The organism is Pseudomonas sp. RIT-PI-S, from assembly GCF_025642975.1.
In the GTDB taxonomy this organism is placed as follows: domain Bacteria; phylum Pseudomonadota; class Gammaproteobacteria; order Pseudomonadales; family Pseudomonadaceae; genus Aquipseudomonas.
Map to the genome: position 1 here is coordinate 409,657 of NZ_JANZKJ010000002.1, position 22,064 is coordinate 431,720.

At 61.9% G+C, this 22,064-nt stretch carries 21 protein-coding genes and 1 tRNA gene; 6 read left to right on the forward strand and 16 right to left on the reverse strand.

Translation table 11 applies throughout. The annotated features are described in order from the left end of the window. Positions 1-9 precede the first annotated feature (9 nt). The gene (locus OGL93_RS05885; protein WP_263261457.1) at positions 10-591 is read right to left on the reverse strand and encodes an alpha/beta hydrolase; all 582 of its coding nucleotides are present in this window, start codon (positions 589-591) and stop codon (positions 10-12) included. Between the two features lie 106 nt (positions 592-697). On the opposite strand from OGL93_RS05885, the gene OGL93_RS05890 reads away from it, so the two are divergent. Next, on the forward strand, positions 698-1,180 hold the full coding sequence (locus OGL93_RS05890) for an Mpo1-like protein (RefSeq protein ID WP_263261458.1): 483 nt from the start codon (positions 698-700) through the stop codon (positions 1,178-1,180). A gap of 106 nt (positions 1,181-1,286) precedes the next feature. Here the strand turns inward: OGL93_RS05890 and OGL93_RS05895 are convergent, their stop codons facing one another. The 5 genes from OGL93_RS05895 to oscA form a co-directional block, all read right to left on the reverse strand. After that, on the reverse strand, positions 1,287-2,258 hold the full coding sequence (locus tag OGL93_RS05895) for a sulfate ABC transporter ATP-binding protein (protein ID WP_263261459.1): 972 nt from the start codon (positions 2,256-2,258) through the stop codon (positions 1,287-1,289). A gap of 3 nt (positions 2,259-2,261) precedes the next feature. Beyond that, positions 2,262-3,134: a sulfate ABC transporter permease subunit CysW gene (gene cysW / locus OGL93_RS05900; protein WP_263261460.1), complete on the reverse strand. Its 873-nt coding sequence runs from the start codon at positions 3,132-3,134 to the stop codon at positions 2,262-2,264. Positions 3,135-3,145: 11 nt separating this feature from the next. After that, on the reverse strand, positions 3,146-3,964 hold the full coding sequence (cysT, locus tag OGL93_RS05905) for a sulfate ABC transporter permease subunit CysT (protein ID WP_263261461.1): 819 nt from the start codon (positions 3,962-3,964) through the stop codon (positions 3,146-3,148). Between the two features lie 69 nt (positions 3,965-4,033). After that, the gene (locus OGL93_RS05910; RefSeq protein WP_263261463.1) at positions 4,034-5,044 is read right to left on the reverse strand and encodes a sulfate ABC transporter substrate-binding protein; all 1,011 of its coding nucleotides are present in this window, start codon (positions 5,042-5,044) and stop codon (positions 4,034-4,036) included. Between the two features lie 133 nt (positions 5,045-5,177). Continuing rightward, complete coding sequence (gene oscA / locus OGL93_RS05915; RefSeq protein WP_263261464.1) at positions 5,178-5,360, reverse strand: sulfur starvation response protein OscA; 183 nt, start codon at positions 5,358-5,360, stop codon at positions 5,178-5,180. A 278-nt stretch (positions 5,361-5,638) separates the two neighbouring features. Between oscA and desA the strand changes: the two genes are divergently transcribed. After that, the gene (gene desA, locus OGL93_RS05920) at positions 5,639-6,823 is read left to right on the forward strand and encodes a delta-9 fatty acid desaturase DesA (protein ID WP_263261465.1); all 1,185 of its coding nucleotides are present in this window, start codon (positions 5,639-5,641) and stop codon (positions 6,821-6,823) included. A gap of 151 nt (positions 6,824-6,974) precedes the next feature. Next, a complete protein-coding gene (locus OGL93_RS05925) occupies positions 6,975-7,967 on the forward strand; it encodes a sensor domain-containing diguanylate cyclase (protein ID WP_263261466.1) in 993 nt (330 codons plus the stop codon). 90 nt (positions 7,968-8,057) lie between these two features. On the opposite strand, the gene OGL93_RS05930 is transcribed toward OGL93_RS05925, so the two are convergent. From OGL93_RS05930 to gabD, 3 genes are all read right to left on the reverse strand, one after another. Then, positions 8,058-9,263, reverse strand: a complete 1,206-nt coding sequence (locus tag OGL93_RS05930) for a response regulator (RefSeq protein ID WP_263261467.1) — start codon at positions 9,261-9,263, stop codon at positions 8,058-8,060. A gap of 123 nt (positions 9,264-9,386) precedes the next feature. Beyond that, positions 9,387-10,664, reverse strand: a complete 1,278-nt coding sequence (gene gabT / locus OGL93_RS05935; RefSeq protein ID WP_263261468.1) for a 4-aminobutyrate--2-oxoglutarate transaminase — start codon at positions 10,662-10,664, stop codon at positions 9,387-9,389. Between the two features lie 116 nt (positions 10,665-10,780). Continuing rightward, the gene (gene gabD, locus OGL93_RS05940; RefSeq protein WP_263261469.1) at positions 10,781-12,223 is read right to left on the reverse strand and encodes an NADP-dependent succinate-semialdehyde dehydrogenase; all 1,443 of its coding nucleotides are present in this window, start codon (positions 12,221-12,223) and stop codon (positions 10,781-10,783) included. A gap of 345 nt (positions 12,224-12,568) precedes the next feature. On the opposite strand from gabD, the gene OGL93_RS05945 reads away from it, so the two are divergent. Together OGL93_RS05945 and OGL93_RS05950 are read left to right on the forward strand one after the other, a co-directional pair. After that, positions 12,569-12,645 (forward strand) — tRNA-Arg (locus tag OGL93_RS05945). A 204-nt stretch (positions 12,646-12,849) separates the two neighbouring features. Continuing rightward, positions 12,850-13,551, forward strand: a complete 702-nt coding sequence (locus tag OGL93_RS05950; protein WP_346659632.1) for a DUF3053 domain-containing protein — start codon at positions 12,850-12,852, stop codon at positions 13,549-13,551. A gap of 78 nt (positions 13,552-13,629) precedes the next feature. On the opposite strand, the gene OGL93_RS05955 is transcribed toward OGL93_RS05950, so the two are convergent. Continuing rightward, positions 13,630-15,105, reverse strand: a complete 1,476-nt coding sequence (locus OGL93_RS05955; protein ID WP_263261471.1) for a YdgA family protein — start codon at positions 15,103-15,105, stop codon at positions 13,630-13,632. Positions 15,106-15,329: 224 nt separating this feature from the next. Here OGL93_RS05955 and OGL93_RS05960 point away from each other — a divergent pair, with 224 nt between their 5' ends. After that, on the forward strand, positions 15,330-17,342 hold the full coding sequence (locus OGL93_RS05960; RefSeq protein ID WP_263261472.1) for a type I secretion target: 2,013 nt from the start codon (positions 15,330-15,332) through the stop codon (positions 17,340-17,342). A gap of 113 nt (positions 17,343-17,455) precedes the next feature. Here the strand turns inward: OGL93_RS05960 and OGL93_RS05965 are convergent, their stop codons facing one another. The 6 genes from OGL93_RS05965 to cydP all read right to left on the reverse strand — a co-directional run bounded on the left by OGL93_RS05965 (position 17,456) and on the right by cydP (position 22,054). After that, the gene (locus tag OGL93_RS05965; RefSeq protein WP_263261473.1) at positions 17,456-18,541 is read right to left on the reverse strand and encodes a beta family protein; all 1,086 of its coding nucleotides are present in this window, start codon (positions 18,539-18,541) and stop codon (positions 17,456-17,458) included. A 137-nt stretch (positions 18,542-18,678) separates the two neighbouring features. Beyond that, the gene (locus tag OGL93_RS05970) at positions 18,679-18,984 is read right to left on the reverse strand and encodes a cyd operon YbgE family protein (RefSeq protein WP_263261474.1); all 306 of its coding nucleotides are present in this window, start codon (positions 18,982-18,984) and stop codon (positions 18,679-18,681) included. Then, complete coding sequence (gene cydX / locus OGL93_RS05975; RefSeq protein ID WP_263261475.1) at positions 18,981-19,091, reverse strand: cytochrome bd-I oxidase subunit CydX; 111 nt, start codon at positions 19,089-19,091, stop codon at positions 18,981-18,983. Before cydX ends, OGL93_RS05970 begins: the two co-directional genes overlap by 4 nt. 12 nt (positions 19,092-19,103) lie before the next feature. Beyond that, a complete protein-coding gene (gene cydB, locus OGL93_RS05980) occupies positions 19,104-20,246 on the reverse strand; it encodes a cytochrome d ubiquinol oxidase subunit II (RefSeq protein WP_263261477.1) in 1,143 nt (380 codons plus the stop codon). A 9-nt stretch (positions 20,247-20,255) separates the two neighbouring features. After that, positions 20,256-21,860 carry a cytochrome ubiquinol oxidase subunit I gene (locus tag OGL93_RS05985; protein ID WP_263261479.1) on the reverse strand — a complete coding sequence of 535 codons (1,605 nt, stop codon included), beginning with the start codon at positions 21,858-21,860 and terminating at the stop codon, positions 20,256-20,258. Further along, positions 21,857-22,054, reverse strand: coding sequence for a cytochrome oxidase putative small subunit CydP (cydP, locus tag OGL93_RS05990; protein ID WP_263261480.1), 198 nt, complete (start codon positions 22,052-22,054; stop codon positions 21,857-21,859). The genes OGL93_RS05985 and cydP overlap by 4 nt, the downstream gene beginning before the upstream one ends. Positions 22,055-22,064 lie beyond the last annotated feature (10 nt).

Below are 22,064 nucleotides of genomic sequence, written 5' to 3' on the forward strand. Positions count from 1 at the left end.
AAGGCTGCTTCAGGCCCGGCGCAGCCCGCTTCGCTGCGCCCGGCCTTGCAAGCGATAAAGGTAGGCGAAGCCCTGCTCCCACCGGCGGTGGCCGGACTTCACATTGATATGGCCAGCGCCGGTAAGAATCCCGGCCTCGGCGCCCCAGTCCCGAGCCATTTCCAGCGCGCGGCCCACGCTGGCCGCCGGGTCGTTATCAGAGGCGACCACTTGGCTGGGGAACGGCAGCAGGGCCCGTGGCACCGGGGCGAAGCCGGCAAGCGCGGCGGGGCGATTCGCCCGTTCCACGTCCGCGGGGGCTACCAGCAATGCGCCCTGTACCCGCCGCAGCAGATGCACGGGAGCCTGCCCCGCCCAATGGGCGACGGTAATGCACCCCAGGCTGTGCGCGATGATCACCACAGGCTTGCTGCTTTGAGCAACGGCGCTGTCTAGCGCGGCGATCCAGTCCTCCCGGCTGGGGTTGATCCAGTCGGCCTGTTCCAACCAATGGCTATTGGGCAAGTTGGCATGCCAATGATGCTGCCAATGTTCCGCTGATGAACCTTGCCAGCCAGGGACGATGAGGTATCGAATGGAATCTGTACGCATGATGGCGTCTCCCGCCGCTGTCTGCTTTCATGAGCAAAGTATAGGGATCCGCTTTATGCGCGTTAAGGAATAAGAAGCTATTTGTTAATAACCAGGAACAATAACAATGAAGACCCTGACTCAGCATCTCGCTCAATACGCGGCCTATCACCGAGATACGCGCAATATCTTCACGCACTTCATTGGCATACCGATGATCGTGCTAGCCGTGGCTACCCTGCTATCGCGTCCTAACTGGAGTGGCGTTACACCCGCGCTGCTGCTCACGCTGTTTTCCTGCGTGTTCTATCTGCGCCTGGAGATACGTTTGGGCTTGGTGATGAGCGCGCTGCTGGGCCTGAACCTGTGGTTCGGCTATGCCATGGCTGCCTTGCCAACCGCTGCCTGGTTAAGCGTGGGGCTGGGCCTGTTCGCAGTTGGCTGGATCATCCAGTTCGTGGGCCATCATTACGAAGGCCGAAAACCTGCCTTTGTCGACGATATCAGCGGGCTGATCATCGGCCCGCTGTTCGTGGTGGTGGAAGCCGGGTTCCTTCTGGGGTGGCGCCCAGAACTCAAGCGCCAGATGGAAGGGGCGGCAAGCGCCTGAGGCAAGTGACCTGTGGGGGCGGGCGAAGCTTGCGAACTGTGCCTTCAGGTTCGCAAGCCTGCGCCCGCTCCCACGAGCCTCTGCATAACGGCCATCCGGGCGTCGGCTACAAACCCTTGGGCTTGAAGAACAGCGTATCGCCCTTGCTCAGCCCGGCCAGGCTGTCGTGGTCCTTTACCACTTCGGCCTCGATCAACTCCTCCTGGCCGTCGACCTTCAGGGTTACCCGAGTGGTTGCGCCTAGCGGACGAATGTCGCGCACCTGCGCGGCGTGATGAGCTTCCACCTCAGCCCTGGAAAGCGACACTTCATGCGGGCGGAACTGCAGCGGCTGATCGCCACCCAGGTGCAGGCGGTTGGAGTCCCCAAGGAAGTGGTACACGAAATCACTAGCCGGGCGTTCGTATACCTCGCCCGGTGAGCCGATCTGCTCGATTACACCTTTGTTCATCACCACGATGCGGTCCGCCACTTCCATGGCCTCTTCCTGGTCGTGGGTCACGAACACCGACGTCAGGTTGATCTCCTCGTGCAAGCGCGCCAGCCAACGGCGCAGCTCTTTGCGCACTTTGGCGTCGAGAGCACCGAAGGGCTCGTCCAGCAGCAGTACCTTGGGCTCGACCGCCAGCGCGCGGGCCAAGGCAATACGCTGGCGCTGACCACCGCTCAGTTGCTCGGGATAGCGGTCGGCGAGCCAGTCCAGCTGGACCATGTTCAACAGCTCGTGCACCTTCTCGGCGATGACCGCTTCACTGGGGCGCTGGTCCTTGGCTTTCATCCGCAGGCCAAAGGCGACGTTGTCGAACACGCTCATATGACGGAACAACGCATAGTGCTGGAACACGAAGCCGACATTGCGATCCCGCACGTCATGCCCGGAGACGTCTTCGCCATGGAACACGATGCTGCCCTGGTCTGGGGTTTCCAGGCCAGCGATGATCCGCAGCAGGGTGGTCTTGCCACAGCCAGACGGGCCGAGCAGAGCGACCAGCTCGCCGCTACGGATGTCCAGGTCGATGCTGTTCAGCGCCTGGAACTGGTTGAAACGCTTGCTGACGTTACGCACTTCGATCGACATGAGTTATTCCTCCGCGGCGCTATGGCGCAGGCGGTCAAGACGGCTTTCGCTCCACTGCTTGAGCAGCAGAATGAACAAGGCAAGGGCCAGCAGCAGGCTGGCCACGCTGAAGGCAGCAACGTGGTTGTATTCGTTGTAGAGAATTTCCACGTGCAGCGGCAGGGTGTTGGTCACGCCGCGGATGTGCCCGGACACCACCGACACCGCGCCGAACTCGCCCATGGCGCGCGCTGTGCACAACACCACGCCGTAGGTAAGGCCCCATTTGATGTTGGGCAGCGTCACGTGCCAGAACATCTGCCAACCGTTGGCGCCGAGCAAACGCGCGGCTTCTTCTTCCTGGGTGCCCTGCTCTTGCATCAGCGGAATCAATTCCCGCGCCACGAAGGGCACGGTGACGAAAATCGTCGCCAATACGATGCCCGGCAAGGCGAAAACGATCTGCACATCATGATCGGACAGCCACGGCCCCAGCAGGCCACGCGCACCGAACATCAGCACATACACCAACCCTGCGATCACCGGCGACACCGAGAACGGCAGGTCGATCAGGGTGATCAGCAGGCTTTTGCCGCGGAACTCATATTTACTGGCGCACCAGGCAGCGCTCACGCCAAACACCAGGTTCAGCGGCACCGAAATCGCTACCGCCAACACGGTGAGCTTCAGCGCGCTGAGCGCGTCGGGCTCCAGGATGGCGCTGAAGAAGGTACCGAGGCCGGCCTTCAGCGCCTGCGACACCACGATGTATAGCGGCAGCAACAGGAACAAGGCGAAGATGATCCACGCCAAGGTAATCAGCACCCGACGGGCTATCGGGTTGCCGCGCCGCGCTGCATTGGCGGCCTGCGCGGCCGAAAGGGTCGAACTGGACATGGCGCGTTCCTTCAAGGGGTTTCGATACGGCGCTGCAGCAGGTTGATCAGCAGCAGCAGAATGAAGGACACCACCAGCATCAACACGCCGATGGCCGTTGCCCCGGCATAGTCGTATTGGTCCAGTTTCACCATGATCAGCAATGGCAGGATTTCAGTTTTCATCGGCATGTTACCGGCGATGAATATCACCGACCCGTACTCGCCCACGCCCCGAGCGAAGGCCAGGGCGAAGCCGGTCAACCAGGCCGGGAGCAAGGCCGGCGCGAGGATATGCCGGAACACCTGCCACGGCCGCGCACCAAGGCACGCGGCAGCCTCTTCCACTTCCCGAGGAATATCCGCGAGCACCGGCTGCACTGTGCGCACCACGAAGGGCAGGGTCACGAAGGTCAATGCCAACGTAATGCCCAGCGGGGTATAGGCGATCTTGATGCCCAGCTCGGCGGCGAACTGGCCCACCAGCCCGGCCGGGGTGTAAAGCGCGGTGAGCGCGATGCCGGCCACGGCAGTGGGTAACGCGAACGGCAGGTCGATCATCGCGTCGATGATGCGGCGCCCCGGGAAGCTGTAGCGCACCAGCACCCAGGCCAGCAGGGTGCCGATCACGCCATTGAGCACTGCGGCATAAAGCGCCGTGCCGAAGCTCAGCTTGAGGGCGGCCAGCACCCGCGGAGCGCTGACGATCGCCCAGAGCTGCTCGGCGCTGAGCTGGGCGGCGTTGATGAACATAGCTGCAAGAGGTATCAGCACGATCAGGCTGAGGTACACCAGGGTGTAGCCCAGCGTCAGCCCGAAGCCGGGTATGACGGGGGAGATACGGCGCGACATATGTGTCCTTGTTTGAACGAACGGAGCCCGGGAGTAACCCGGGCCCTTTTCTTGCCAGTGCCTGACGCGTTATTGGGGCTGGTAAATCTGGTCGAACACCCCGCCATCGTTGAAGAACTTAGGCTGGGCAGTTTTCCAGCCGCCGAAGTCTTTGTCGATAGTCACCAGGTTCAGCTTAGGGAAGCTCGCTTCGTATTTCTTCGCCACTGCCGCATCGCGTGGGCGGTAGAAGTTTTTCGCGGCGATTTCCTGGCCGGCCGGGCTGTACAAGTGCTGCAAGTACGCCGTGGCGATTTCGGCGTTGCCTTTCTTCTCGGCGTTTTTGTCCACCACGGCTACCGGTGGCTCGGCGAGGATCGACAGCGAAGGCACGACGATATCGAACTTGTCGGCGCCGCCGTCTTCTTTGAGCGCCAGGTGCGCTTCGTTTTCCCACGCCAGCAGCACGTCGCCCTGGCCGTTGTTCACGAAGGTGATGGTCGAGCCACGAGCACCGGTATCCAGCACAGGAACGTGCTTGTACAGGTCCTTCACGTAGGCCTTGGCCTTGGCTTCATCACCATTGTTGGCCTTCAGGCCATACGCGTAGGCGGCAAGGAAGTTCCAGCGGGCGCCGCCCGAGGTTTTCGGGTTGGGGGTGATCACTGAAACGCCTTCCTTGACCAGGTCGCCCCAGTCCTTGATGCCCTTGGGGTTACCCTTGCGCACCAAAAACACAATGGTAGAGGTGTAAGGCGTGCTGGCCTCGGGCAGGCGCTTCTGCCAATCGGTAGGCAGCAATTTGCCCAGGTTGGCGATTTCGTCGATGTCGCCAGCCAGCGCAAGCGTTACCACATCTGCCCTCAGGCCATCGATCACGGAACGGCCTTGCTTGCCGGACCCACCATGGGATTGCTGGATCTTCACCGTATCGTCGGGGTGGGCCTGCTTCCAGAAGCTAGTGAACTCCGCGTTGTAATCTTGGTACAGCTCACGGGTAGGGTCGTAGGAAACGTTCAGCAGCTCGTAATCCTTGGCGACGGCGGAGCCTGCGAATAAAGCGGCAGTGATCGCGGCCAGCGCAAAACGGCGGGTGGACATGGTAATGCTCCTGATGGCGGCTTTTTCTATGTTGGCGTTTTTCTTATGGCGCGCTGGCGCTGCACGTCTCGTCTACGCGAGGCTGCATGGTCCTGCTGGCGCCCTCCGGAAGACCGGTCGGGAAAGCAATAACTTAGTTGGGCTTGGAGCCAGTGCTCTGCAAGCGAAACTTTTCCTTGCGCTCGATCTGTACGACCTGGGCGTTATGAACGGTGATTTCCACCGCGCCGAAACGCAGGTCGCGCAAAGCGCTCTGGATTTCCCGAAGAATCGCGGTTTCGTCCTGTCCGTCGACACTACGCAGCGGTGCGCTCATGGTTTTGCTCCTATGGAATCGGTTGCCCAGCGCAGTGCCAGGCTTGGGCCCACTATAAGAGCGCCGTTTTATTCTCAAAAATAATATTTGTGAATGTTTATAGCTTTAAAAGGCATAAGCGGTGAGCATCACCGCTCGTCTAAATAAACACATTTGCTTACCAATAAACGCCGTAAGCGAGGCCGTCTGGGCGGGAAATTCTTGTCCTATGTTTGCATGCACCGGCATTCTCGATAGATTCGTCGCAACGCTCCAGCACCCCCCGAGGCTTCTCGTCCATGTGGTACAACGGTTTGCTCGACTTCACGGCCTGGCAGGTAGTGGCCGCCACCCTATTGATGACGCACGTGACCATCGTCGCCGTGACGGTCTATCTGCATCGTTACTCCGCCCACCGCTCTCTCGAACTCAACGGCGCACTCAAGCATTTCTTCCGCTTTTGGCTATGGCTCACCACTGGGCAGAACACACGGGAATGGACAGCCATTCATCGTAAGCACCACGCCAAATGCGAAACCGCCGACGACCCCCACAGCCCGGTGATCAAGGGGCTGGGAACGGTCATGCGCACCGGCGCCGAGCTTTACCGCGAGGAGGCTAAAAACGCCGAAACGCTGCGTATCTATGGCAAGAACTGCCCGGAAGACTGGATTGAGCGCAACCTGTACAGCCGATTCACCATGGGCGGTATCGTGCTGATGGCAGTGCTGGATCTCCTGCTATTCGGGATCATCGGGATCACCGTATGGGCAGTGCAGATGATCTGGATACCCTTCTGGGCCGCCGGAGTGGTGAACGGCCTGGGGCATGCCGTGGGCTATCGCAATTTCGAGTGCCGCGACGCTGCTACTAACCTGGTGCCCTGGGGCATCCTGATCGGCGGCGAAGAGCTGCACAACAATCACCATACGTACCCCAATTCGGCCAAGCTCTCCGTGCGCAAATGGGAATTCGACATGGGCTGGCTGTGGATTCGCCTGTTCAGCGCCCTGCGCCTGGCAAAGGTGAACCGCATAGCGCCCATCGCTCACCGCATTCCGGGCAAAGGTTCGATGGACATGGACACGGCCATGGCGATCCTCAACAATCGCTTCCAGATCATGGCGCAGTACCGCAAACACGTGATTGGCCCACTGGTCAAACAGGAGCTTGCCAGAGTCGACCATTCCCTTCGCCACCGTTTGCGACGGGCCAAGCGGTTGCTCGCGCGGGAGCCGAGCCTGCTCAACGAGCGCAACCATGCGCGAATCAACACCATGTTGGAAACCAGCCAGGCGCTGAAGGTGATCTATGAAAAACGCCTGGCCCTGCAACTGATCTGGGCGCGCACCAGCTCCAACGGTCACGACATGCTGGCGGCCATGAAAGAGTGGGTGCACGAGGCCGAAGCCAGCGGCATTCAGTCCTTGCGTGATTTCGCCGACAGCCTGAAAACCTACTCCCTGCGGCCAGCTACTGCTTGACGCCAACTGCCTGGCGCAGCCTTCGCAGGGTGCGCCAAAGGGAACTTTGACCACTAAATTGGATCTGAGGCACATACTCGCTGGTTCAGCGGGCCATATCATGGCCACCTGTCGGTGGGCCAACCCTCGCCGTGTTCCAAAAGAAGCCGTGATGATGGCCAACACACATGCTCCCTCCACACCGCTCGAGCAAATCCCTGAAGCTGCCGAAACGCTGCTGGCGCTGATGCACGCCCAGGGCGAAGTAGCACGCCTGAAGGAACGCGAAGAGCTGTTCAGTGCCTTGCTGGTCAGCGTGAATGCCGTACTTTGGGCGTTCGATTGGGAAACCCAGCAAATGATCTACGTCAGCCCGGCCTACGAGCGCATATTCGGCCGCTCCGCGGGGCTGCTGCTGGCTGACTACAACGAATGGCGAGACAGTATCTACCCCGACGACCTGGACTACGCCGAGCGCAGCTTGGCCGAGGTGCTGGAAAAAGGCTCCATCGAAGACCGGGAATACCGGATCATCCGGGCCGACGGGCAGATCCGCTGGCTTAGCGACAAGTGCTTCATCAGTCATCGGCCTGAATCCGGCCAGCGCGTGATCGTGGTAGGCATCGCCGAAGACATCACCGAAAAGAAGCACCTCGAAGGCGAGCTGCAGCGGCTTGCCACCACCGATGTGCTTACCCAGAGCAGCAACCGCCGGCACTTTTTCGAGTGTGCGCATCGCGAATTCGAGCAGTCCCGGCTCAATGACACGCCCATGGCATTCCTGCTGCTGGACATCGATGACTTCAAGATGATCAACGATACCTACGGCCACCAGGATGGCGACCTGGTGCTGCAGCGCATTGCCGAGAGCGGCAAAGCGGCGCTGCGCCGTGGCGACCTGTTCGGGCGTATCGGTGGTGAGGAATTCGCCGCGGTGTTCCCGGGCTGCGCGCCAGACATGGCGCGGCAGATCGCCGAACGGCTGCAACGCGAGGTGCAGCGCCTGAGCTTCAGCAGCAATGGCAAGACCTACGGCATCACCGTGAGCCAGGGCCTGACCAATCTCAAGGTCGAAGACGAAGCGCTGGATAACCTCTATTCGCGCGCGGATGCGGCCATGTACCAGGCCAAGCGGCAGGGGAAGAACCAGATCATTATGTCCTGAGCGGCTCACGCCGCCTGCCCCGTAGCAGCTGGGCTTGCCTGCGACCTGTACCGCCACCGATCTAGGCCCCATCGCAGCCAAGGCCAGCCGCTACAGGTTCTCCCGCAGGGCCATGAGGGTAACTTTCGAGACCCCCAACAAACGCGCCGCTTTGCTTTCCACTACCGCCTGAATGTCCTCCTCCGCTGGCAGCATCGCCAGCTGCCCCGCCAGATTCATGACCAACGCCGGTTTGCCATAAACCCCCGCCAGGGAATAGACCGAGGCAATCAGCTCCCGCAGGTCCAGGGGCAGGCGCCAGCGGGTACGTAGTGCGGAACCGTAATTAGCGCCGAAGCGCTTCACTAAAGGGTCTATCTGCTCGTCCTCAAGCTTGCCCGCCGCCAATTTCCATTCGTGCAAAGTGCGCAACAGCGCAAGCTCGCCCAAGCGATGAAGCAGGCCGGCGCAATAGCACAGCTCCTGATCGATACCTTGCTGCCGAGCCAGGGTGCGCGCCAGTTCGGCGGTTTGCAGGGAGAGCTTCCAATAGGCCTGCGCATGTTCGGCCAGCGCCGGGTCATCCAAGCGGGCACTGCGCTTGAGCGCCAGGCCAAGGATCAGGTTCATGCTCTGGGTAGCACCTAGCCGTGTAAGGGCTTGCATGAGCGTGTTGACCGCCCCTTCCCGGTGCCGTGCGGCGCTGTTGGCGGCGGCCAGCAAAACGGCCGTCACCTGCGGGTCGGTACGGATGTCTTCTTCAAGCAGGCGCAGGTTGAGAGTGCGTGCCTTGAGGCTGCGCACCACGGCGTCATGCACTTCGTTCATCACCGGTGCCCCATCAGTGGCTTCCCGGCGGGTTTCCAGGAAACCGTTAAGGTCGATGTGCGGCATAACCGGCGGCACTTCACAGAACACCTCCTCGCCGCCTTCGAGCAACAAGGCGCTCAGGCGCTCGCGCAGTGCTTCGAAATTGACCGGTTTGGTGAGATAGGCGGTGGGCGCAAGAGGCACCGCCTCGCGAACGCTGGTGCTGTCGCCACGGCTGCTGAGCAGGATGAACGGCAGGCCGGGTGCTATGGTCCCGCGGCGGACCTGCCGCAACAACTCCAGGCCGTCAGTGCCTGGAAGCTCGCGGCTGGCGATGATGAGGTCGTGAGGCTGGTCCAACGCCAGCAACGCCTGCTTGCCATCCTCGGCAACCTCGACCTTGGCGTCGCAACGCACGCTGAGCAACAGCTGGGTCAGCAGGTCCCGGCTCCAGGGGTCCGCTTCGGCAATCAATATCCGGGGCACCGCATTTGACGTTCCAGTCATGCAGGCGCTCTCCACAGGCGCAACTACGGCGCGCCCCTTAGAGATATATAGGCCGCCCCGGGAGGATCTCCAAGTAAAAAACCCGCCTTTTGGCGGGTTCTTCACAGCAGACACACCAGGCGATTACAGCTCGGCGAAGCACTCTTCGAGAATGGCCAGGCCTTTCTCCAGTTGCTCGTCCGGCGAGGTGAGCGGCACCAGGATGCGCAGCACGTTGCCGTAGGTCCCGCAGGACAGCAGGATCAGGCCTTTTTCGCGCGCCTTTGCGACCACTTGAGCGACCGCAGGGGCATTCGGCTTATGGCTATCGCCGCCTTCGAACAACTCGACCGCGATCATCGCGCCGAGGCCGCGCACATCACCGATCACCGGGTACTTAGCCTGGATGGCGCGCAGCCGCGAGGTCAGGCGCTCAGCCACATCCTGGCAGCGCTGCAGCAGCTTCTCTTCCTCGAACACATCCATCACCGCCAGCGCAGCGGCACAGCCCAGCGGGCTACCGGCGTAGGTGCCACCCAGGCCACCCGGGGCAATGGAATCCATGATTTCAGCCTTGCCGCACACGCCAGCGAGCGGGAAGCCGCCAGCAATGGACTTGGCGAAGGTGGTCAGGTCTGGCACCACGCCCATTTGCTCCATGGCGAAGAAGGTGCCGGTACGGCCAGCGCCAGTCTGCACTTCGTCGGCGATCAACAAAATGCCGTGCTGGTCGCAGAGGGCGCGCAGGCGCTTCATGAAGTCCTTGGGCGCTACATAGAAGCCGCCTTCGCCTTGAACGGGCTCGATGATGATCGCGGCGATGTCACGTGGCTCGGCATCGTTCTTGAAGATCCGCTCGATGCTGGCGATGGAATCATCCACGCTCACGCCGTGCAGTTCGCACGGGAACTGGGCGCGGAATACGCCGCCGGGCATCAGGCCCATGCCGGCAGAGTAAGGCACGACCTTGCCGGTCAAGCCCAAGGTCATCATGGTACGGCCGTGGTAGGCGCCGGTGAAGGCGATTACCCCGGCACGGCCAGTAGCCGCGCGGGCGATCTTCACGGCGTTTTCCACCGCTTCGGAGCCGGTGGTGACCAGCAGGGTTTTCTTGGCGAAATCGCCAGGCACCTTGGCGTTGATTTTTTCGCACAGCTCAACGTAGGGCTCGTAAGCCAGCACCTGGAAGCAGGTGTGGGTCAGCTTGCGCAGTTGCGCTTCGACCGCGGCAACGATCTTCGGATGCAGATGGCCGGTGTTGAGCACTGCGATACCGCCGGCGAAGTCAATGAACTCGCGGCCTTCCACGTCGGTGACGGTGGCGTTTTTCGCGTGGTCGGCGAAGATCGGGTGGATCTGGCCCACACCACGGGGAACAGCGGCCATGCGCCGCTGCATCAGGGATTCGTTGGTCTTGCTCATGAAAGCTCCATTGGCCGCTCATCGACGGCGCTGATCAGGTAGGGCGCTTCGACGCTAGGCAGCATGCGATGATCGACTGCCCAGCGGTACCCAGTGCCCAGTGTGACTGCCGGCGATTAAACGCTCAGGCAGAGGTATTTGATTTCCAGGTAGTCTTCGATGCCGTACTTGGAGCCTTCGCGGCCCAGGCCGGACGCCTTCACGCCACCAAACGGCGCTACTTCGTTAGAGATCAACCCGGTGTTGATACCCACCATGCCGTACTCCAGCGCCTCGGCCACGCGGAACACACGGCTCAGGTCCTTGGCGTAGAAGTAAGAGGCCAGGCCGAACTCGGTGTCGTTGGCGGCGGCGATCACTTCAGCTTCGTCTTTGAAGCGGAACAGCGGCGCCAGCGGGCCGAAGGTTTCTTCCTTGGCCACGGCCGCATTCGCTGGAACGTTCAGCAGCACGGTGGGCTGGAAGAAATTGCCTTCGATCTGCTCGCCACCGGTCAACACGGTGGCGCCTTTGCTCAGCGCGTCGGCGATGTGTTCCTTGACCTTGGCCACGGCTTTTTCGTCGATCATCGGGCCAGTGGTCGTGCCCTCTTCCAGGCCGTTACCGATCTTGAGCTTGGCCACGGCGGCCTTGAGCTTCTCGGCGAAGGCGTCGTAAACGCCGTCTTGCACATAGATACGGTTGGCGCAAACGCAGGTTTGGCCGTTGTTGCGGTATTTGGAAATCATCGCGCCGTCGACGGCCTTATCCAGGTCGGCGTCGTCGAACACGATGAAGGGCGCGTTGCCGCCCAGTTCCAGGGACACCTTTTTGATGTCCGCGGCGCATTCGGCCATCAGCTGACGGCCGATGTCGGTAGAGCCGGTGAACGACAGCTTGCGCACGGTCGGGTTGCTGGTCAGCTCGCTGCCCACTTCGCCAGCGCTGCCGGTGACTACGTTGAATACGCCTTTAGGGATGCCGGCACGCTCAGCCAGTTCGGCGAGGGCCAGTGCGGAATACGGCGTCTGCGAGGCAGGCTTGAGCACCATGGTGCAACCGGCGGCCAGGGCAGGGCCCGCCTTACGGGTGATCATCGCGGCCGGGAAGTTCCACGGGGTGATGGCCGCGGTCACGCCAATCGGCTGCTTGAGCACGATCAGGCGCTTGTCGGGCTGGTGGCCCGGGATCACGTCGCCATATACGCGCTTGGCTTCCTCGGCGAACCACTCCAGGAAAGAGGCGGCATAGGCGATCTCGCCCTTGGCTTCGGCCAGCGGCTTGCCTTGCTCGAGCGTCATCAGGCGGCCCAGGTCATCCTGGTTTTCCAGCATCAGCTCATACCAACGGCGCAGCTTGGCCGCGCGCTCCTTGGCGGTCAGCGCGCGCCAGGCCGGCAAGGCGCGGTCGGCGGCTTCGATGGCGCGGCGGGTTTCGGCCTTGCCCATCTTTGGCACGCTACCGAGGATTTCGCCAGTGGCCGGATTGTTGACCTTGAGGGTCTGGCCACTGTCCGCGTCCGCCCAGGCGCCATCTACGTAGGCCTGCTGGCGGAACAGTTGAGCGTCTTTGAGCTGCATGTCGGCTCCCTAAGCTGGCCCCGCGTTGGCGAAGCCTGAGGTTGACTGAAGGTTGCCCATAGGCTGGGCGTTTGAAATCTCAAACGCATCCTAGGATCTGGGGCGGAAAAGGACAATAGCTGTTCGAAAAAAAGAACATTCCGTTGTGCAGCATCGCTCGGGCAGGCCCCTTCGCGCAGGTGCTGTGCCATGCACGCGCCAGGGCTGACCGTACGCAGCCAGCATTTCGATCATGACGTCAGCCCTTGGGAAGCTGCTGTTTATAAGACCGTACGCCCTCGGAAACGATGCGCAGCTTGTCAGGATAGACGGCCACCCCCGACATGGGTATCATGGCGCCCGCTTGCACTCGTAGCTCAGCTGGATAGAGTACTGCCCTCCGAAGGCAGGGGTCGTGGGTTCGAATCCCGCCGAGTGCGCCATCTTCCTGTTTCACCCTTCCCCAAGATCAGCTTAGCCCTCCCCCTCCCTGGTGGGTTCTCTCCTGCACGCCCTCCTTTTGATCGCACATCACGGCTACGTGAACCTATTTGGATCCATGCAGCAGAAACGATAAAATTGCCGCCCCCTGCACTAGGGCCCCTATGCAGATGGGCCTATATTTTCGTTCCAGGAGCTCCATAGACATGAATGTCTCGTTTCGCCCTCATTGGCTGCTTGCCCTTTCGCTCCCTCTGCTGCTCATTGCCTGCGGCAACAAAGAACCTGAACAGCGCGCCGCCTTCACGCAGTTTTTGCAAACTCGCATCGTGGACAAACCCGGGGTCCACGTGCCCAAGTTAACGCCGGATGAGGCCAAGGCCTTTGGCGACTACACCACCCACTATGCGGTGATTACCGACTTCAACGGCGCGATGGACGCTGCCGTGAAGCCCCTGGGCAGCCTGCTGCAGAAAGGGGCTGTGCATTCGCTCAGCGATGTGATTACACGCCGTGACGACATGAAGGCCGTACAAAGCGGTGTGGATGACATGAGCGCTCAACTCAAACAGCAGCAGGCTAAAACCGACAGCGCTCACGCTCAGCTCAAGCAGCCGGATGATTTGAAGGCGGTATACGACAAAGCCTACGAGCGGACCGTCACCCTACCGGCCAATACCTTTTTGGAAGTGCTGCCACAAATCAGAAAAACCTTGGATAGCAGCCTGAAAGTGGCCGATTACCTAAGTGCACATAAAGCGCAGATCGACATCAATGGCCCGCGGATGGCAGTGCAAGATCCTAAGGTGCAAGCAGAGTTGAACGGCCTGCTACAAGATCTGAACGCCAAGGCCCAAATCGTTCAGCAGGCTCAGGGCCGCCTACAATCGGTGATACTCGGGCGCTAAAAGCTTCACGCCTAGGTATGGAGCCGGCCAGTGCTCTCCCGGGAAACACCATTGGGAGGGCACCGGCCGACTCCCCGCTTAGCCCTGCCCCAGGGCACTCATCACGAACGCCGCGAACTGTTCTACGGTCATCTTCTGGCCGTTGAAGTCCACCATGCCGCCTTCATAACGCAGCGATGTCGAAATGTCTTCGCCCTCCAGCTTCGCCAAGCCTTGCAGGGTGGCCAGGGTGGCGACCATATCAGCGGCGCCGTTGGCATTTTGAGCCAAGGCGGCAACGTCGGTTTGCCCTTCGAGCTGGGCCTTGAGCGTTGCCAGATCGCGAATGGTGCCTTTGGCCAAGACCAGCTTGGCATCCAGGCGGGTGAGGATCTGGCTGGCAAGCTGTGCGGGCGCCATGGCGGTATCGGCCGGCTTGGCAAGGTCCAGCGCGACGCTCAGGTGGCTTTCGCCATTCGTGGTCTTGAACCCCAGCGGCTGCAATTCGATGTGGGGATGGCCGTCCAAAAGGCGGCCGAGAAGGACCTGTACTTCGGCCTGCTGATCAGGGGTCAGCTGGGGCTCTAAAGGCGCCTGTGCTTGAGCAGCGGCTTGGGCCTGGGGCGCCATTACCTTTTGGTAAAAGGTCATCAGATCCCGGGTTGCGGCGATATCCAGGCTATCGAAGTACCAGCGCATTTGCGCACTGCCGATTGCCTTATCACCAATGCTTGCCTGTTCGAAGCGGTAATCAACCGAACCCTTGAGCTTGCCCTCCAGTTCTTCGAGGTTGCCCAGCATCGCTGGCTTGTGCAGCTCAAACGTCTGTCGGCCGGAGCCGGCAAACCGCCAGCTCTCAGCCTGGAGCTGGTTGTTGCCCAGATAAAAGCCAGATGTGCCCTTAACGCCGCCCGTGTGAATGCTCAAACCTTGCACTTGCATGGTCAGGGGCGCCGGAGTATCGATGGCGGTGTATTCAATGCTGCCTACCTGGGCGTCCAGCTCCATTCTCTTGCCGTCTTGGGTGCCCTTGATGGTCCCCTCCAACCCGGAGAATTGCAGGGCGCCCTGCTCGCCGTGCCACAGGCCGGGCAATACGCGAAGCTGGCTGTCCAGGCCACCCCCGTAGCTGGCGGACGAACGTATCTCCATGGGTGACTGGCCAGCTGGCATACCGAGCCATTGCACAAGCTGCGGGCTGCTCGCCACAGCGATGTCTGAGGCGGCGATCACTGGCAGCAGCTTCAGCTGCTTGAGCCGCGACCAGGGGAATGGCCCATGCTCGATGTTAGCGAGCGCTTCCACTTGGACGGCTTGGCCACCGTTGAGCTCCGGGCTCTGAAGGGTGGTGACGTAGTGCGCAGTACTGCTGAACAGGCGACGTTCGAAGCTGGTCAGCTCAAGCTCGGCGGTGGCCGGGTAGCCCGTGAGCGAGGTCTTGAGCTGCTGGTTGGCTTCCACCACCTGCTGGCGTAACACAGGCTCGATCTGGGTGCCGGTGTACCACGCCACACCGGTGCTGGCAGCGGCAACGACGGCTACGGCGCCAATGGCGAATGAGAGGGCTTTGCTCATGGGTGAAACTGCTCCTTGCAAGAAAGGCGCAGAGCTTTTCATGAAACCGCGGCAAAGGCACGGCCGATGTGTGAATTAGACCCCGTTCGCATAGGGGTTCGAAAACGAATGGGCCAGCCCGACGCTAGCGCCCGACCAAACATCCGGCGCCTTGGCCCATTCCCGGCTACGTTTTCAGGCATTCACATAAAGCCCCCTTAACGGGCCCGCCCCTGGAGAACGCCATGCCCTTTTCTTCTGCCCCCGCCGCCATCACGGCCCGCACCGGCAAAACCGTTATCGATATCAGCACCTTGAACGACTCCAGCCACAGCGTTGCAGTCCTGGCCGCTGGGAGCATCCGGATGGTGGGGCTGACGTCCGATGGCGACAGCGCCGACTACGCCACGGTGCAGCTCACCGCCACCGGGCAACTGGACTTCAATTACAGCCAGGATGGAATCAGCCGGCTGCCAGCCGGCATCGCACCTGGCGAGAGCAATGACCTGACGGCGCAGGCGTACGGGAACATCCTGGCCAGCCGCATCGTTTATGACAGCGGCAGCTACAACCTCAGCATTCTTTCCGTGAGCGGCAACCCCAACGGCCGGCCGTACGAATTGGCGGCCGTGGCAATCGACGCCGAAGACTCACCGCCGTCGCATACCAGCGTGCAAGCGCTGGTTAACGGCACCCTGCTGGCCAGCGCCAGCAGCGACACCACCCTCAGCCTGGTGCATTTTTTCGGTAACGGCGTACTGGATCACACCTTTGGCGACAACGGCATCGCGACTTTCGCCTTGCCCCCGGGCGTGCGCTTCGATGGCCATACGCCACTCACCCTGCAGGAGGACGGCAAGCTGTTGCTGGCGGGCTACAGCTATACCGAGACAGGCGCGGACTTCAGCGTGACGCGCTATAACGCGGACGGCACCCTGGATAGCACGTTCGCACACAACGGCACCGCGGCATTCGACGTAGCCACGGGGGATGATTTCGCTCGGGCCGTGGCCGTGCAGGCCGATGGCAAGCTGTTGATCGCCGGCACCAGCGATAGCGGCGGCGGAAACTACGACTTCAGCGTGATTCGGCTGAACGCCGACGGTAGCCTGGATTCCACCTTCGGAAACAATGGCAGGGCCACCTTCGACTTCGAAGGCGCGCGCGATGCCGCGCAAACCATTACCGTGCTGGAAAACGGCAAAATCCTGCTCACCGGCGCGGCGTTCAACAGTGCCGACAACGCGGCATTCGCGGCCCTCCAGCTCAATGCCGATGGCACCTTGGACACAGCCTTCGGCGACCTCGCCGATGGCTCGCATCATCTGGACGGCCGCAACAGCGACAACCTGATGGTGGGGGCCGCCGCCAACGACATCATCTCCGGGCTGGGCGGCAAAGACCTGCTAGACGGTGGCGCAGGCCGCGATCAACTCAGTGGGGGCGTGCATGCAGACGTGTTCCGCTTTTCCGACCGGGATGACAGCTACCGCACCAACACCGACAGCTTCAGCGATCGCATCCTGGATTTCGACCCCAACCAGGATCGGCTCGACCTGTCAGCCCTGGGTTTCTCGGGGTTGGGCAATGGTTATGGCGGCACGCTGGCCGTGCAGGTTGACGCCCGCCACACCCATACCTATTTGAAGAGCTTCGAGGCCGACGCCAACGGCCATCGTTTCGAGCTGGTGCTCGATGGAAACCTGGCTAGCCAACTTAACGCCAGCGCCGTCCTGTTCGGCCCCGAGCGCCAGGCTGGCAGCAGCGAAACGGATCGGTTGTATGCCAGCAACGCGACGAGCGAACTGCTCGGCGACGGCGGTGATGATCGCCTGTATGGCGGCTTGGGTAATGACATCCTCGACGGCGGCACCGGCCGCGACATCCTGACCAGCTCGGCTGGCGCCGATACCTACCGCTTCACGGCGATGCAGGACAGCTACCGGGATGCCAGCCATAGCTTCAGCGACCGCATCATGGACTTCGACGTGTTCGCCGACCACATCGACGTCTCGGCACTGGGCTTTACCCGGCTGGGCGATGGCCACAACGGCACCCTGGCCGTCACCGTCAGCACCACCGGTGCCAGCACCTACCTTAAAAGCTACGACGCCAACGCCGACGGCGAACGCTTCCAGCTAACCCTGGCGGGGGACCTCAGCCATACCCTTACCAACGCGATGTTTGTGTTTGCGCAGCCGGAGGTGGCGGTTGCAGAGGTAGAGCTGGTGGGCGTGGCCCACGAGAGTACGCACTGAGAAAGGCGTACGCAGTGCTATTGACAGGCTAGTGCCTACATACAAGTGGGTCAGAGGCGATGCTGCTCGGATTCAGTTACGGCCGAACGGCCTAATCAATGTCCGGGCCTACCTCACAACGCATGAAAATTCGCCAACTCCAGCACCACCCGGGTGAGGTGGTGATTATTGCCCACGGCCGTGAACGTAGAGGCGCTTCCCGTGGAAGCGCCCAGCTCCGCGCATTGGTAGAGGTAGTCGTCGCCCCAGGAGAAGCATTCGCCGTCGAACTGCCCTGAGCCCAGCACGCGCTGGCATAGGAGTCGGTATTGTTCCCGCCCATCGCGTTTTACCTCGGTGCCCTGCATCAGCAGCCAACCATCGGCCACGGTGTATTCGATCCGGGCGGGCACATCGTTGAGCCGAGGATCGAGCAGCCCGGTTTGTGGGTGGGCAATGGTGTAGTCGCCGAATGCCGGCCGCCGCTCGCGGGCTTCCAGGCGCTTGAGCAGCAGCTTGTAGGCCAGCCATTCATAGCGGCGCACCACGCCGCTTGAGCACACATCTTCAGGGGTAACCTGCGCCGGAAATGACGTGCCTATCAGCGTAAGGCTGCGCCAGCGTGCCAGCTGCGGTGTCTGTGCCAGCAGTGCTCGCGCGTGCCCGGCCTGGGCCGTGGCGCTGCGGGCGATGTGCTGGCTGAAGTCGATGACCAGATCGACCTGAGCCGGGGCAAGGCCCATGTACGCCAGCAAAGCGCCTACCTGGGTGGCCAGCGCGGGATGGTCGAAGTCCTCGCTGATCAAACGCAGGCATAGCCCGCGGCCATCCCGGCGCACGATACGCGCGGTCGCCGCCTGGTACTGGTAGTGCCGGGTAAGGCCGGTTACTGGCAGTGCCATGCAGCCCGCCTGCGCCGCAAGCTCCAGCAAGCGTTCAAAATGATGTGTGCCGTCGGCGCAAAGTGCATCCGGCGGCAGATAGCAGGAGTCGACAAAGCACGGCAGGCTGCCCCAAGTCGCCATCAGGCGGCGCCCAAACAGGCTGATGTGCTCGTCGATGCTCTTCTGTGGCCGCTCGTGTTCGTAATCCCAGGCTTCGGCCGGTATCTCGAGCAAGGGCGTAATGCGTTCGCGCAGCGCATCGCTCATGCGGGCGAGGGCCAGATATTCCCCTTGGCGCCACTTAAGCACCGGTACGTACTGGCGGTGATCGAACATGCCCCGTCCTTTCCTTGCGAATTCAGCCGGACTATACGGTTCGATGCCGCTGCGCCTAAACAAGGCATAGGCTTAAGTTTCCGTAGGAAAGATGACCCATCCCCCGGAAAACCTTGCCGCGGAGGCTGACGCTCCGGCTATAGGCCGGGGCGTAAGTTTGCCCACACAAGTGCATAGCCAAGCCCCATCAGCACCCACGCTAGCAGCGGGCTGAGCAGCCAGCGCCAGGCCGGAGCACGAGGATCGAAGCCCACACCATGAACGAAACCGGCGCTGATGCCCCACATGGCTAGGGCGAGCAGGCCATGGCTATAACGGCCATCGGCGCCCACCAGGGCCAGCGGGTGCAGCAATACGATCAGGCTCAGAGGTGCCGCCAGGATCAGCGACAAGGCGCGGCTGGGCGCTGCGCCCAGGCCGCGTGCCACCACCCCGGCGCTCATCCTTGGGTTTCCTCGTCGAGGCAGCCGGCGCCCTCTAGCCAGAGCGCGTTGATGATGCCAAAGCTGCAGGCCAGCAAGACCCCGAGAATCCAGGCGAAATACCACATGTTAAGGCTCCTTCAGTAAAGGCCGTGGGGGTTGCGGTCGATATGCGCCGGGGTCACCTTGCCCCAGAGCTTCCAGTAGCACCACAGCGTGTAGGCCAGGATGGTCGGCACAAAGATGGCCGCGGCGACGGTCATGATGCCCAGGGTGGTACGGCTTGATACCGCGTCCCACACGGTCAGGCTGGACGCCGGGTCCAGGCTCGATGGCATCACGAAGGGGAAGAGCGCGAAGCCCGCGGTGCACAGCGTGCCGACGATGGCGAGGGCACTGCCAAGGAAGGCCATGGCAGGGCGGCCCAAGGCGGCCGAAACCATCGCCAGCAGCGCGCCCAGCACGCCCACCAGCGGCGCGACGGCCGTGTAGGGGTACAGGCGATAGTTGGCCATCCAGCCAGGGTTACCGGGCTGCACTGACTTAGCCAGCGGGTTGATGGCCGCGCCCAGGTCCAGGCCGCCGCCGAGCACTAAACCTTGTATGCCACCAACCGCCAGCCAGGCACCCGCACCTACGAACGCCACCAGGTACAGCAGCCCAAAGCCGATCACCGCGCGGCGGGCGCGCTCGGCGAGCACCCCGTTGGTACGCAGCATCAGCCAGCTGCCACCATGTGCGGCGAGCATCGCCAGGCTGACAACCCCGGCGAGCAGGCCGAAGGGGCTCAACAGTTGCCAGAAGGTCCCCTCGTAGCTGGCGCGGAGGGTATCGTCGAAGCGGAATGGTACGCCCAGCAACAAGTTACCGAAGGCGACCCCGAACACCAGCGAAGGCACCAGCGCCCCGACCCACAGGCCCCAGTCCCAGCTCTGGCGCCAACGCTTGTCCTCGACCTTGCTGCGGTAGTCAAAACCGACCGGGCGCACGAACAGCGCGAACAACACCAGCAACAGCGCCCAATAAAAGCCCGAGAAGGCTGCCGAATACACCAGTGGCCAGGCTGCGAACAGCGCCCCGCCCGCGGTGATCAGCCACACCTGGTTGCCGTCCCAGTGCGGCGCGATGGCGTTGATCACCACGCGCCGCTCGCGATCGTCGCGGCCCACCAGCGGCAACAGCAGCATTGCACCGAGGTCGAACCCGTCGGCGACCGCGAAGCCGATCAGCAACACCCCCACAAGCACCCACCACAACACTTTCAGCGATTCATAGTCGAACATGTTCGGTCCTCAGGCCAGGGTCGTTGCGCGCGGTTGAGCAGGCAGTGCTGGCGCAGCGCTCGCCGCCTCGCGTTCGAAGTGATAACGGCCGGTGTGCAGGCTGCTCGGGCCCAGGCGGGCGAATTTGATCATCAGGTACATTTCGATCACCAACAGCACCGTGTAGAACGCCACCAGTGCCAGCAGCGAACCCCCCACGTCTGCCGTCGTCAGGCTGGAAGCCGAAAGGTGAGTGGGCAGCACTTCGCCGATGGACCACGGCTGGCGGCCATGCTCGGCTACATACCAGCCGGTTTGCGTGGCGATCCAGGGCAGCGGCAGGCTGAACAACCCCCATTTGAGCAACCAGCGCTTGCGGTGCTCGACCTTACGCGTGGAGGCCCAGAAGGCGCAGATGAACAGCGCGAGCATCAGCACGCCGCTCAGCACCATCATGCGGAAGGTCCAGAAGATCGATGCCACTCCAGGAATAGAATCGAGCGCGGCCTGCTTCACTTGCTCGTCGCTGGCGTCCACTACCTTGTCGGTGTATTTCTTCAGCAACAGGCCATAGCCCAGGTCGCCACGGACCGCATCGAAGGCGGCGCGGGTGGCGTCGCTGTGGTCACCGCCGCGCAGCTTGCCGAGCAGTTCGTAGGCGATCATGCCGTTGCGAATACGCTCTTCGTGCTCGACCACCAGGTCCTTGATGCCGGTCACGGGTTTATCCAGCGAGCGCGTGGCGATGATCCCCATCACGTAAGGGATCTTCACCGCATAGTCGGTGCGTTGCTGCGCCTGGTTGGGCAGGCCGAACAACGTAAAGGCGGCCGGTGCCGGTTCGGTTTCCCATTCGGCCTCGATAGCGGCCAGCTTGGTTTTCTGCACGTCGCCGATCTCATAGCCAGACTCGTCACCCAGCACGATCACCGACAGGATGGACGCCATGCCGAAGGCAGACGCAATGGCGAACGAGCGGCGGGCGAAGGCGACATCCCGGCCTTTGAGCAGATAGAAGCTGGAGATCGCCAGCACGAACACCGCACCGGTGACGTAGCCGGAGGCCACGGTATGCACAAACTTCACTTGGGCCACAGGGTTGAATACCAGTGCCGAGAAGCTGCTCAGCTCCATGCGCATGGTTTCGTAATTGAACTCGGCCCCTACCGGGTTCTGCATCCAGCCGTTAGCGATCAGAATCCACAGCGCCGACAGGTTCGAGCCCAGGGCGACCAGCCAGGTCACGGCCAAGTGCTGGCGGCGCGAGAGGCGGTCCCAGCCAAAGAAGAACAGGCCGATGAAGGTGGACTCGAGGAAAAACGCCATCAGCCCTTCGATGGCCAGAGGCGCGCCGAAGATGTCGCCCACGTAGTGGCTGTAGTAAGCCCAGTTGGTACCGAACTGGAACTCCATGGTCAGCCCTGTGGTGACCCCCAAGGCGAAGTTGATGCCGAACAACTTGCCCCAGAACTGGGTCATGTCCTTGTAGACCTGCTTGCCGGTCATGACATAGACCGACTCCATGATGGCCAGCAGGAAGGTCATGCCCAGCGTGAGCGGGACGAACAGGAAGTGATACAGCGCCGTCATGGCGAACTGTAGTCGAGACAGGTCGACAACCGATTCGGTAATCATGGGTGAGGTTTCTCAGGTGAGGCGGGAACAGAGCCGAGCAAGTGCTGGCCGACCTTGGCGCTATCGTCCTTGACGGGGTCCGGCGCGTGGAACCACAACGCGCGGATACCTAAAAGCAAGACCAGCTTGAGCAGCACGATCACGGCGATTTCCTTTGCCAATGGCTTGTTGAGAAAATCGAAGTGCGCGGGCATGGTCGATACT